The 13,185-nt window shown below is 41.5% G+C and carries 11 protein-coding genes; all 11 read left to right on the forward strand.

What is annotated here, in order from left to right:
* The first annotated feature begins 464 nt into the window (after nt 1-464).
* Complete coding sequence (locus L2082_RS15085; protein ID WP_446011923.1) at nt 465-1,205, forward strand: glycosyltransferase family 2 protein; 741 nt, start codon at nt 465-467, stop codon at nt 1,203-1,205.
* 206 nt (nt 1,206-1,411) lie between these two features.
* A complete protein-coding gene (locus L2082_RS15090; RefSeq protein ID WP_446011924.1) occupies nt 1,412-2,488 on the forward strand; it encodes a UDP-N-acetylglucosamine 2-epimerase in 1,077 nt (358 codons plus the stop codon).
* A gap of 98 nt (nt 2,489-2,586) precedes the next feature.
* Complete coding sequence (locus tag L2082_RS15095; protein ID WP_446009453.1) at nt 2,587-3,699, forward strand: glycosyltransferase family 4 protein; 1,113 nt, start codon at nt 2,587-2,589, stop codon at nt 3,697-3,699.
* A 71-nt stretch (nt 3,700-3,770) separates the two neighbouring features.
* Nucleotides 3,771-4,505 carry a class I SAM-dependent methyltransferase gene (locus L2082_RS15100; protein WP_446009454.1) on the forward strand — a complete coding sequence of 245 codons (735 nt, stop codon included), beginning with the start codon at nt 3,771-3,773 and terminating at the stop codon, nt 4,503-4,505.
* A gap of 157 nt (nt 4,506-4,662) precedes the next feature.
* Nucleotides 4,663-6,033, forward strand: a complete 1,371-nt coding sequence (locus tag L2082_RS15105) for an ArnT family glycosyltransferase (protein WP_446009455.1) — start codon at nt 4,663-4,665, stop codon at nt 6,031-6,033.
* 35 nt (nt 6,034-6,068) lie between these two features.
* Entirely contained in the window at nt 6,069-7,061 is a 993-nt protein-coding gene (locus L2082_RS15110; RefSeq protein ID WP_446009456.1) for a lysylphosphatidylglycerol synthase transmembrane domain-containing protein, read from the forward strand.
* Nucleotides 7,058-8,014 (forward strand): glycosyltransferase family 2 protein, encoded by a 957-nt coding sequence (locus tag L2082_RS15115; protein ID WP_446009457.1) that lies wholly within the window; start codon nt 7,058-7,060, stop codon nt 8,012-8,014. The genes L2082_RS15110 and L2082_RS15115 overlap by 4 nt, the downstream gene beginning before the upstream one ends.
* Before the next feature lie 107 nt (nt 8,015-8,121).
* Nucleotides 8,122-8,790 (forward strand): class I SAM-dependent methyltransferase, encoded by a 669-nt coding sequence (locus L2082_RS15120; protein WP_446009458.1) that lies wholly within the window; start codon nt 8,122-8,124, stop codon nt 8,788-8,790.
* A 113-nt stretch (nt 8,791-8,903) separates the two neighbouring features.
* Nucleotides 8,904-10,091 (forward strand): vitamin K epoxide reductase/DsbA family protein, encoded by a 1,188-nt coding sequence (locus L2082_RS15125; protein WP_446009459.1) that lies wholly within the window; start codon nt 8,904-8,906, stop codon nt 10,089-10,091.
* Nucleotides 10,088-11,794 carry an ArnT family glycosyltransferase gene (locus tag L2082_RS15130; protein WP_446009460.1) on the forward strand — a complete coding sequence of 569 codons (1,707 nt, stop codon included), beginning with the start codon at nt 10,088-10,090 and terminating at the stop codon, nt 11,792-11,794. Before L2082_RS15125 ends, L2082_RS15130 begins: the two co-directional genes overlap by 4 nt.
* Before the next feature lie 40 nt (nt 11,795-11,834).
* Nucleotides 11,835-13,073 (forward strand): type II secretion system inner membrane protein GspF, encoded by a 1,239-nt coding sequence (gene gspF / locus L2082_RS15135; protein ID WP_446009461.1) that lies wholly within the window; start codon nt 11,835-11,837, stop codon nt 13,071-13,073.
* The last annotated feature ends 112 nt before the right edge of the window (nt 13,074-13,185 follow it).

The following is a 13,185-nucleotide window of genomic DNA, read 5'->3' on the forward strand; positions in this document are numbered from 1 at the left end:
CAAAGAGCTGACCGAGAAATCTCTTCAACTGCGGTTTGTTGAGCAGTAATATTGTTCAGTCGAGCAAGGAAAAAAGCCTTTTTTCCTTGAAAAGGGAAAATGTGGTCTATGGCTTCACGGATTCAGGCTAAAATAAATGGTTAGTAACATGGATACTTACAGGTAACTAAAACAAGTAATTGCAGGATCAACTAAATCCATTATAAACAGAAATATTCTACCACATGTAAACTTACCGGGCCTTTCTAACGTAAGACTTGGATCCGTGAAGCTAATGCAATGGAAATAGCCTCGTTTTGTAATCAATATATTGATATTTAACCAATAAAAATATAATTGGTTCCTGCCGAAAAATTGCACTTTTTATTCTTTATCGACAGTTAGTTGAATAAAATTTATTACACATTTTATTTCATATCCTTCACGGATCCAGGATAAGAATTAACATCGTCATACCATATTCCATGCTAAAAATTTCCATCATAACGGTTAGTTTTAATTCTGAAAAATATATCGGACAAACAATCCTCACTGTCGTTAACCAAAACTATAAGAACATCGAATACATCATTATTGACGGTGCATCCACAGACGGTACATTAAACATAATTGAGAAGTATAAAAATAAAATTGACTACTTTGTTTCAGAACCAGATAATGGCATCTCTGATGCCATGAACAAGGGGCTAGAGGCTGCCACAGGAGATTATATCCTTTTTCTGCATTCGGATGATTACCTTGTTGATGAAAATGCTCTGGAAGCTGCTGTTCAGCATATCGTTAAAGATCATGATATATTCCAGTTTAATATTTATTTTTCAGATAAGGGCGTTAAGACATTAACCAGGGCCAGAGGGTTGAACTGGTGGATGAATTTTAAAACCGGAGTGTTGCATCAAAGTGTTCTTTGTTCAAAAGTACTCTTTAAAAAGATTGGTGGGTTTGATACAAGATATAAAATTACCATGGATTATGATTTTTTTCTGCGTGCCTATCGTGCAGAAACGAAATTCAAGCAAATCGACCTGCCTCTTTCTGTTATGAGAAAAACAGGTATCAGTTCACGTTTGGATTGGCCCAACTTGAAAAAAAGACTTTCTGAGGAGAAGGAAATACATAAAAAAAACTGCAATAGCCTGTTGCTAAAGATCATTTATAATTTCTATTGGCCCATCTATCAGTTATATCGTTATCTGCGGGCATAAAACCACATTAAATAACCCTTCCCCAGGGGCGGGGTACCAGCCCCGGAGCTTCGCAATGAAATCACTTTATTTTTCGACCGCTTCTGAAATAGCCTTTTCGAGGCTTAACGTACCGCTCTTGCTACGCCTCTAACTTTTTGATTGTACGTTTAACTATTCAGTTTCCAACACTTTTTATTGACCAATCAATGAGGAGACCGTGTCAATTGATTTATATTATCTTAGGAACTAAGGCGCAACTCATTAAAATGGCATCAATTATGGTGCGTCTTCAGGAAAAAAAGATCCCATACAGTTTTATTCATACCGGGCAGCATCAGGCTACTATGAATGAAATGATTCGTGATTTCGGAATAAAGAGCCCAGATAAAGTATTATATGAGGGGCCTGATATTGTGTCTGTTCCCAAGATGTTCTTCTGGATAATTCGTATATTATGGAAGTCAGTTACCAAAAAGCAAGAAATTTTTGGTAAGGAGAAAAAAGGGATTGTGTTGGTTCATGGAGATACCTTTTCAACGATACTTGGTGCTTTGATGGGGCGTTTTGCAGGATTTCGGGTGGGCCATGTTGAATCCGGCCTTCGTTCATTTAACCTTTTTCACCCTTTTCCTGAAGAGCTGACCAGAATTCTGACCTTTCGATTGAGTCATACGCTTTATTGTCCTGGGCAATGGGCAATTGATAATCTTGGATCACTCAAAAGAGAGAAGGTCAATATATATGCTAATACGATGGTAGACACTTTATCGATAACTTTACAGAAAAAGCGTAAACTTGACCATGTCCCGGACTATCCTTTTGCCTTGGTTAGTTTGCATCGTTATGAAAATATCTTCAAAAAAGAAATGCTTGAGGAAATAATTCAACAGGTCGAGTGTATTGCTTTGCAACAATCGTTGCTTTTTATCCTGCACCCCCCGACGAAGAAACAATTGTATAGATTTAATTGTTTTGAAAGAGTTGCAGAAAATCCAAACATTGAATGCAGAGAGAGATACCACCATTCTGATTTTTTGTCTTTGTTAGAACAGGCAGAATTTGTCGTAACTGATGGTGGCAGCCTGCAAGAAGAGTCAGCATATTTAGGGGTTCCGTGTCTTTTGTTGAGGAAAGCAACAGAACGACAGGAAGGGCTGGGAGAAAATGTTGTGCTTTCTTCTTATGACCAGAAAACAATAGAAAATTTTGTGAAAAAGTATAAACAGTATCGAAAGGAACCTTTCCATGCCGCAGTGAGTCCATCAGATATTGTGATTGATTCTGTTCTTCATTACTCGTAAGAGGAAAAATCTTGCATTACGGTAGTTTTTCTAAGTTTGTTCAGCATAGACGCTTAGTTGTGGAATCAGTCCAGAGTTTGGTCAGGAAGTAGATTTATATGCGCATTCTTTTCCTTTCAAAACGTCAATACATGAGTAAAGATTTACTTGACGACCAATATGGACGTTTTTATGCACTCCCGCAGGAGCTTGCTCGGCTTGGACACCAAGTGAAAGGAGTGTGTTTGAGTTATAGATTGAAACAGGAAGGGCATTTAGCTGGACCGGAAATTAACAACACTTTGGTTGATTGGTATTCAGTTAATATCGGACGTTCCGTTATTCCTGGTCTTTACAGCTACAGTAAAATTATTCGAAGACTTTGTTGCGACTTCAAGCCTGAAATAATTGTAGCTTGCTCAGATGCTTTACATGTTATCATTGCTTATATATTGACTCAGAAATTTAGTATCTCCTGCGTCGCTGATCTTTACGATAATTTTGAATCTTTTGGACTGACTAAGACACCTGGAATATTGCCTCTTTTTAAAAAAAGTGTTAGGTGCATGGCAGGTGTTACGTGTGTTAGCACTGCTTTGGAAAAATATGTAAAAGAACAATATAACCCCAGAGGGAAAGTAGTTGTTTTACCCAATGGTATCAGGGAAAAACAATTTCGTCCAATAAATCAACGTCAGTGTAGAAAAGACCTTGGGCTTCCATTGGATGCGAAACTGATAGGAACTGCTGGAGCACTTGATGTCAGTCGCGGTATTGATGTCCTGTTTGAAGCTGCTGGCAGTTTAATTGCTGAAGACTCTTCTATTCATCTTGTTGTGGCAGGCCCCATGGGAGCAGGAATTGTAATGCCGCAAGGTGACAATATCCATTACATAGGGGAACTTGAATATAGAACAATACCGGCATTATTTAATGCGCTGGATGTAGGTGTTATTTGTAACCGGGATTCATTGTTTGGCCGCTATTGTTTTCCGCAAAAAGCGTATGAAATGTTGGCATGTGATCTGTCTGTGGTTGCTGCTGATGTGGGTGTTATGTCTGAAATGTTCAAAGATTATCCTGAGTGCCTGTTTTCACCTGAAAGTCAGCAATCATTGGTTCAAGCTATTCGAAGGCAGCTGGTATTTCCAACTTCACCCGATGTTGAAATTGCAACATGGACTGACTTGGCAAAAGAGATGGAAGGGTTGTTGTTAGAAATTATGGGTTGAAGTTCAGGTCGCATTTATTACTGATCCCCTGACGAATACTGTTAGGCAAAAAAGCACGGAGCAATACAGCAATGCTAAAAAAGTACTTCAAGAGACTCTATCAACGGACAATGCATGAGGCATATAGTCGTGCACACGATGAAATAGTAAATGCCTTACAAAATGGTGGCACATGCTTAGACTGCGGAGCCCATTCAGGTTATAAATATGATTTATTGAATAAAAGAATTGGAATTGATAAGTCCAGATATAATGGAATAGAGTGGAATGCCAATGCTGCCCAAAAAGCACTTGATAAAGGATTAAATGTATTGCAAGGCGACTTGAATAAAGACATGGAGCGTCAAGATGAGTTCTATAAATGCATTTTTGGCTTATCGGTTTTAGAACATCTGTTGAATCCATGCAATTATCTTCGGGAATGCTATCGTTGCCTGGAAAAAGATGGGGTGCTGGTGATTTTAACACCAAATATCAGCACATATTTTACATCCGCCTTGATTTTAGCAGGAAAGATGCCGTCAAGTGGGCCGCATCCTGATTCCGATGCGCTATTAAAGAAAGAAGAGTTATTCAGAGTGAGCAATGAAAATTTACAGCCAGACACAGAGACAGATACACCCGTTCATCGACATCTAGTAGTGTTTAGTTATAAAGTTCTCAAATCCTACCTGTCAATGCTAGGGTTTGAGGAGATAAGAGGCTATGGATACGGCTTATACCCATTTCCTAATTTTATGCAAAAACCATTGGAAAAGCTTGATCCATACCATTGCCATCAAATGGTTTTTGTTGGTCGGAAATAAATAATTGCCTGTTACGGAATTAGGGGAGGAGGTGGATTGGCAGGATCAACCATATGGCATATGAAGCACATGCCAAAAAAATGCTAAGGTTGGAAGTAAAAATAAGTATGGTGTGAGAAGACTTTTACACGGGTACTTACTACTCACTAATTACATTATGAAAAATATATATCAGCAAAACAAACAGAATATTAATTTTGGCAAATATACTGACCTGTCTGCCTTGCTTTGTCTGTTTATTCTAGCGTTTTCCTTAAGGTTGGGTTTTCAAGCAAATTCGGAAACGTATAATCATATAAGTCATGATGCAGCTCAATATTTTTCAGTTGCAAGCAACCTCTATAATTATGGGGCTTACTCTTCAAAATTTCCCCAATCATCAAACGTGGCACCTGAAACTGATTTCCAACGTCCTCCAGGATATCCTTTTTTTCTTTATCCAATATTGGCAAGTGCCAATACTGTATGGAAATTTGTTCAGCGAGTGACTCTGGCGCAGTCGTTGGTCAGTTCTCTTATGGTCTTATTGTTGTTTGCTACCTGTAGACTATTTTGGCCAACAAGGTATGCTTTTGTACCGGCACTCCTCTCAGCTATAAGCCCACACCTCATTGCTATTGACCAATATCTTCTTACCGAAACACTTTTTACTTTCGCTATGGTTCTTGCTATGTATTTAACCATACTGGCTTTTAAGAAGGAAAATATCTTTTTATTTTTTTTAGCAGGACTTGTTTTGGGGTATATGGTTCTTATCAAGCCAGTGGCAATGATTCTGGGGCCATTTTTGATCCCGGCTTTTGTTTTGCTCAAGAGACGAAAAAAGATTGCTAAAAGTATATTTATCAAAGGTGCTACACTGTTTGTAATAGGTTACTTATTAGTTTATTCTCCGTATGTTTTGATCAGATCCCAGCATAGTAATGATGGTTCTATTTCAGGACAAACAGTATGGGATAAAGTGGTTATCGGTTTTGATATCGGATTGAAAAATTTTCTTGCAAACAAAGCTGACCCTGACCGGATTGCAGAATCTCAAAAAATGTATAATGACAAAAAATATGCCGTCAATAAAATGGTCGAAAGGTTTAAAGAGTCACCGCTTAAGTATTTGTCATGGTATTTGTATGGTAAGCAGTTATTCTTATGGAAATGGGATAATATTTATATAGGAGATGTCTATCAATATCCTATGATAAAAAAGGGATTTGACCAGAGCTTGACGTTGGCTGTTGTTCATAGGATCATGTACATTTTTCACTGGCCGCTGTACTGCCTGTTCCTTTTTGGTATACTTATCTTGTGCAGGAGAAATCTTTGCGGAAACTTCAAAGGGACAGATCATTATTTCTTGACGATACCGTTATTTATAATGGTTTATTATATGGGGATTTTTACCATTCTCGTCCCATTGCCAAGGTATGGTATTCCTCTCAGACCCTTCTCTTATTTGATAGCTGTTTATGCGTTAAAAGAGTTCCTGGTACCCAGGATAAAATTGCTTAAAATTAGGCAAATTCTGAAATGAGTGAACTAAAAAAAATTCCTGAACGTTAATCAATCGTGTCCAAAACAAAACTTCTTCAAGGCTTTTTAGGAATAACAATATCCCTAACGATTGTTGTATGGCTTCTCAGATATTGTGACCTTGAAACTTTACTGGTTTTACTCAATAAAGTTGACATGAAGTATGTATTTGCTGCATCAGCAATCTATCTCCTGACATATTATTTAAGAGCTTACAGGTTTAAACTCACCCTGGAAAAATATAATATCTCTATGGCAAATCATCTCAGCATCGTTGCGATCCATACTCTTTTCAATCATTTGCTTCCGTTCAGAACAGGTGAATTAAGCTATATCTATTTGAGAGGTAAAATAAATAAGCTCTCTTTAGCTGTTTCAAGTTATTCTCTGCTGATAGTTAGATTTTTTGACGTGTGCAGTCTCTTCTTCATGGTGATTACATTTTATCTTTTACTCCTGTTTGTGAGAACGAATGAATTGCAATATTTATTCATATTCATTTTTTTATGTCTGATTTTGTTTTTCTTTTTAGAAAAGATAATTTTTGCTTTTTTGGCCTGGTTGTCTTCCAAAACAAAAGACCTCAATTATTCTTGTGAAAAGGGGTTTTTATTTCGGATATATGGTTTTTTCTTAGAAATAAATAAGATCCTCCCTGTTAAAGCCCGTGATGGGAACATGATAAAAATATTTCTCATCTCATGTGCCAACTGGGTGGTCACTTCAATATATTTCTTTCTCTTATTTGTTTCATACGATAAAAATATCTCGTATTCCGAATCTGTCTTGCCATCTATTGGTGCTATATTAGGGAATCTCCTTCCGGTGAATGGTTTTGGCAGTATTGGAACCTTTGAGGCTGGACTTACTTTAGGCCAGATATATTCGGGAAGCGATGCTTCTGTGGCAGTTGCGGTGGCTTTTCTTGTGCATTTTCATGCCATACTGACCGGGACTGTTGTCGCTGTGTTAATTGGCGGTATAATGTATTATAAATACAATCATAGAATTTCCAGAGAACTATTATGAAACTTGTCATTCAGATACCCTGTTACAACGAAGAATCGACCTTGCCGATTACTTTGTTGGATTTGCCGAAAGAGATAGAGGGGATTGATGAGATAGAGATTTTGGTTATTGACGACGGGAGTAATGATAATACCGCAAAAGTTGCTGCAGAATATGGTGTTCACAAAATTGTCAGGTTTCCGGTCAACAAAGGTTTGGCAAGAGGTTTTATTGTTGGACTGGAGAATGCCCTGTCAATGGGTGCCGATATAATAGTAAATTTTGATGCTGATAATCAGTATGATGCAAACGGGATGAGTGAGCTGGTCAAACCGATCATCGCGAATGAAGCGGATATGGTCATTGGAGTGAGAGATATCCGCACCATTAAACACTTTTCGTTCATTAAAAAAAAACTACAGGTAGTTGGCTCATGGGTAGTAAGGAAGATCAGCAACACAGATGTAGAGGATGTGACCAGCGGGTTCAGGGCATATAATAGGGTTGCAGCCATGCAACTTAATGTGTTTTCAAAATTCACTTATACCTTGGAGACCATAATTCAGGCCGGATACAGTAATCTAAATCTCAAGACGGTTAAAATCGGTACAAATGAGAAACTCCGAGATTCCAGATTATTTGGAGGACCAGCCGAATATGTCTGGAGATCAATCTTGACGATTGTCAGAATTTATTTAATATACCAGCCTTTTCGGGCTTTTTCACTGATATCTTTTCTGATAGCCATACCTGGCATAACTCTTATAGGCAGATTCTTTTATTTCTATTTATCTATTGATGGTCCAACAGGGCATTCTCAGTCACTTGTCATTTCGCTTATATTTTTAGCATTAAGTTTTAATCTTTTCATGGTAGGGGTTTTGTCTGAACTTCTTGGAACGAATCGCAGGATGTTGGAATCAATTTCTGCCCGGATCAGGAAAGTGGAACTTGATAACAGAAAAATAACTTAAAGGCTCATTGCTCTTGTTGGATAAACTATACTTGATTAATACCTTTTCTTTCTGTCACATTAAATAAAAGAGCTAGTTTCTCGTGCGAAATTATAAAGGAGCAAAAAGTGGTTGATGAGCTTATAGCTGGGAATTATTTTGATAAATATAACAGTAAAAACCCTATCGTCAGGTATCTAATGAACGGATTTTACTCTTCTTTGGCTGAGCTTCTCAAGAAGGTAAAATATGACAATGTTCTTGATACCGGATGTGGAGAAGCCTTTCTGACAAATAAGTTTTTTTTGTCGGAAAACTCAAGGGAAAAAACGAAACAAGTTGTAGGTTTGGACTTATCCTTTGATATCCTTGCCGGAATCAATAATTCTTGTAATCCAGCGTCGTTTGTTTGTGGAGACCTGGAAAAACTACCCTTTCATGATTCTGCTTTTGATCTGGTCGTAGCAAATGAAGCTCTTGAACATGTTGAAAATCCCCAAGAAGCCCTGGATGAGATAGAAAGGGTTGGTTCGTCTTATTTTATTGTTAGTGTCCCTCGTGAACCTATATGGAGATTCTTAAATTTATGCAGGTTCAGATATGTTTTGGATCTTGGGAATACACCTGGTCATATTAATCATTGGTCGGTACAGAATTTTCTGCGGTTACTTGACTGCTATTTTGAGGTCGTGGAGTATCGAACTCCTCTGCCATGGATTATGGTTTTGTGTAAGAAAAAACAGCTACCAACTGAAGGCGGGACAGCCTGCAAAATCAAGCAATTGTGTAGGCAGTAGCGAACTATTCATCGTGAGGCTTTTGCCAAACTCGGAGCCCACGAAACTCAAACTTTTGTCCCGGCTTAGGTAGCTCAAAAAACACTCAATTGATAAAAAATTGTTTTCTGATTATGCATAACACCAAACACCCAAACATCATTTTCCGCTACTGGCTGGCCGCCCTGTTCTTCGCAACAGCCGGACTCCTGATCGCCCTCTACTCAGCTCACAGCCATTATCAGAACTACACCGACCCGCTCTACAGCAGCTTCTGCGCAATCAGCAAAGCTATCAACTGCGACACGGTCGCCCAGAGTCCGTGGTCGATCATGCTGGGCGTTCCAGTTGCCTGGTGGGGTGTTCTCTTTTACCTTTTCTTCCTGCTTATCCTGCTGACCGAAGACCGGCGCAATCTTGCCGCATGGCGCGGCTGGCTGTTCGTGATGTCAATTTCCTCCGCAGTCACGCTGGGACTGGCAGGCATTGCGATCTGGAAAATCAAATCTCTCTGTCTTGTCTGCCTTGCCACCTATACCGTTACCTTTGGCCTGACCTATATCTGCTGGCTTGGTCAGCGGCGGTGCAAAGAAGCCTTTGCCAAAGGTGCGGCCGATGTCACGGCTGCATTCCATCTGAAAACCACGCTGCAAAATTATAGCATTGCCGCAGGTGTATTCTGCGTCAGCCTGCTCCTGCTCTATGGCCTTATGCCCCGCTACTGGCTCCTTTCTGCTATTGAGACCAGTGCCGATATCAGCAATCTCCCTCATGGCCTGACTGAAGACGGTCATCCGTGGATTGGAGCGGAAGAACCGCTACTGACCATTGCCCAGTTTTCCGATTATCAGTGCTTCCAGTGCGGCAAGATGTATTTTCTTCTCCGCAATTTCCTGGCAAAGCACCCGGATACCCTACGCCTTGTTCATCGGCATTATCCCTTGGATCATGAAGTGAATTCCTTTATTGTACCGGAACCCTTTCATGAAGGCTCCGGCAAGCTGGCTAAGGTTGCCATCTTGGCGGCAATGCGTGATAAATTCTGGCAGACCAATGACCTGCTCTATGCATTAACCCGCAGTAAAGGAGACAAGGTCACAACAATATCGCTGAAGGACATCGCCAATAAAACCGGCTTGAACATCAATGAACTTGCTGCCTCCCTAACCCATCCTGCTATTAACGCAAGATTGAGTCGGGACATTCGAGAGGGCATGAAACTCAAGATAACGGGCACACCGGCTTTCCTGATTGACGGTCAGGTCTATCAAGGTCAGATACCGCCGCAAATTTTAAAAAAGATCAACGAGCTGCCGGAATGATGAAACGACAACATTTTTTACAGGCAGCACTTGCTCTTGTTGTCCTCTGTCTTGCCGTGCTTGCCTACACCCCGCCCATCAGTCGGGATGCCCTGATTCACCATCTCCAGGTTCCCAAGCTCTATCTCCAGCACGGGGGGATATACGAGCTGCCGGAGCTGTTCTTCTCCTATTACCCAATGAATCTGGATCTGCTCTACATGGGGGCCTTATGGCTGGGCAGCGATATCCTGCCCAAATACATTCATATGTTTTTTGCCTTTGCCACCGCCCTGTTGCTGCATCGGCACCTGAAAAGAAGACTGTCCGGCACCTATGCCTGGCTGGGCGTGTTGTTCTTTCTCAGCATTCCCATCATTGTTAAACTGTCGATCACGGTCTATGTTGATCTGGGTCTGGTCTTTTTCAGCACAGCGGCTCTGCTCCTTCTCTTTCGCTGGCTGGAAACAGGAGAGCAGAAACAATACCTCATCCTTGCCGGACTCTCCTGTGGTCTTGCTATCGGCACAAAATACAACGGCCTGCTGGTACTGTTTATCCTGACCTTTATGGTGCCGGTGCTATTCATCAGAAGCCGGGAACAAGGACAAAGGTTAGCTGTTCCCGCCCTCAAAGCAACAATGCTTTTCTGCTTTGCCGCCCTGCTTGCGGCCTCTCCTCTGCTCATCAGGAATGCGGTCTGGACAGGCAATCCCCTCTACCCTCTCTACAACAGTGTCTTCAGTCGGCTCAATCCGAGTAATATTTTCAATACGAACACAACAGAGCCTGAGCCTGAGCCTGAACAAGACGAGGTCCCTGCTGATCCCCATCAGGAACAGGCAAAAAAAAGTACCCCTGTTAGAGGTGTGTTCGCCACACGCTATGTTTTATATCAGGAAAATATTTGGCAACTCCTGCTTCTTCCCGTGCGAATTTTTTTTCAAGGACAGGACGGTGATCCCCGTTATTTTGATGGCAGACTGAACCCCTTCCTCCTGCTCCTGCCGCTACTGGCTTTTCTTGGTTCCACGAAACGGCAGGTGCGGCTTGAACAGATTGCCTTGGCTGCTTTCAGCTTGCTCTATTTCCTTTACGCCTTTAACACCGGAGCACTGCGCATCCGATATCTGGTGCCCATGGTGCCATGTCTGGTGATTCTCTCCATGTACGGATTGAACAATGCGGAAAAGCTGGCTGAAAAATATACAAACAGGAAGGCGGGCAAGCTGGTCTGGCCCCTGACCGTGTGCCTGCTTCTCCTCTGGAATGCAAGCTATATCCGGCAGCAGTTTCAGGAAGTTGATCCCCTCAGCTACATCACAGGCCGGGTGAACCGGGATGAGTACCTGAGCAAGCAACTTCCAGAATATCCCATCATGCAGTATGCCAATAAGCACCTGCCCGAATCAGCAAAAATTCTCTGCATCTACATGGGCAGGCGGGGCTATTATCTGAACAGGCCACATCTCATTCACGCTTACGGCAAAAAAAACAGCCTGCTGGCTTGGCTCCAGAAACCGGGGAGTAATTTGAACACAATTCTGACCAATCTGCAGCAACAAAAAATAGACTATCTGCTTGTTCGGACTGACCTCATGGCCCAATGGCTGTACAATGAAGGCAGCCAGCAACAGAAACTCTGGAATCAGCTCCATAAAAATCATTTGATTGCAGAGCATACACATCTCAACTATATTCTGTATCAGGTCAGTTTCCATTAAGTTTTTTCTGCTGTAGTAACCCCTATCCCAAATATGCATAATGCCTGTTTACGAATATACGGCTCTGAATAGCCAAGGAAAAAAAAAGAAAGGCGTCCTGGATGCTGACTCCATATCAGCAGCCCGGCAAAAAATCCGCAAAGAGGGTAACTATCCTGTTGATATAAAAGAAACCGTTTCACGGGATAGAGGAAGAAAGAAAAAAGGAGAGAAAAAAAGCACCCTTAACCTACACATTGGTTCTCGAATCAAACAGCAGGAGATCCATGTGGCAACCCGCCAGCTCGCTACCCTGCTCGGTGCGGGCATCCCTCTTGTTCCAGCCCTAAGCGGCTTAGTTGAGCAAACCACTAATAAATCGTTACAAACCAAGATCACTCTGATCAAGGATTCAGTGAACGAGGGCAACTCTCTCACCTCTTCCCTGGCCGAGCATCCTCGCCTCTTTTCCAAGATCTATGTGAACATGGTCCAGGCCGGAGAAGCTTCAGGTTCGCTGGATGTGGTGCTGGAACGACTCGCTGAGGTCGGGGAACGCCAGCAGGCCATGCGTTCGCGAATTGCAGCTGCACTTATCTATCCTATCTTTATGGCCTTAGTGGGCATTGGGGTTCTTTTTCTCCTAATTACCTTTATCGTCCCCTCAATCACTAAGGTATTCATAGATCGGGATCAGGCCCTGCCCCTGCCAACAACACTCCTGATCAATATCAGTAATTTTCTTCAAAACTATTGGATTCTTATAGCCGCCCTTCTCTGTGGTCTGATCATAGGTATTCGCCTGTTTATACAAAAACCTAACGGTCAACGAATCTGGGACAAACTCAAGCTTACCCTGCCTGTTCTGAAAGATCTGAATATAAAAATTGCCGCAGCCACCTTGGGACGAACTATGTCCAGCCTGCTGGAATCCGGTGTCCCCTTGATCACCTCCTTGGGCATTGTCAAAAACATCCTCAACAATGTACTCTTAGCCGATGTTATGGACTTGGCCACTGAAGAGCTGGAAAAGGGAAAAAGCCTATCCAGCGTCTTGCGTGGCAATAAGTACTTCACCCCCATGCTTGTTCAGATGATTGCAGTGGGTGAACAGAGTGGCTCTCTGGAAAAAATGCTGGAAAAGGCAGCAGATAGTTATGAAAAAGAAGTGGAAACCAAAATTATAGCCATGACCTCAATGATTGAGCCCATTATGATTCTGGTTATGGGGCTGGCAGTGAGCTTTATTGTTATCTCTATCCTGCTGCCGATCTTTGAGATGAATCAGCTGATTAAATAGTATCTGCTGAATTTCTCGGCAGTCGGAAGAATTCAGGGTGGTCAATACCCTGACACGTTATTTCAAAACGTTCAATCTAAGGTGCTTCTGCTGCTTTTTTTAGGCTTCCGTC

It is taken from the genome of Candidatus Electrothrix sp. (genome assembly GCF_052785085.1).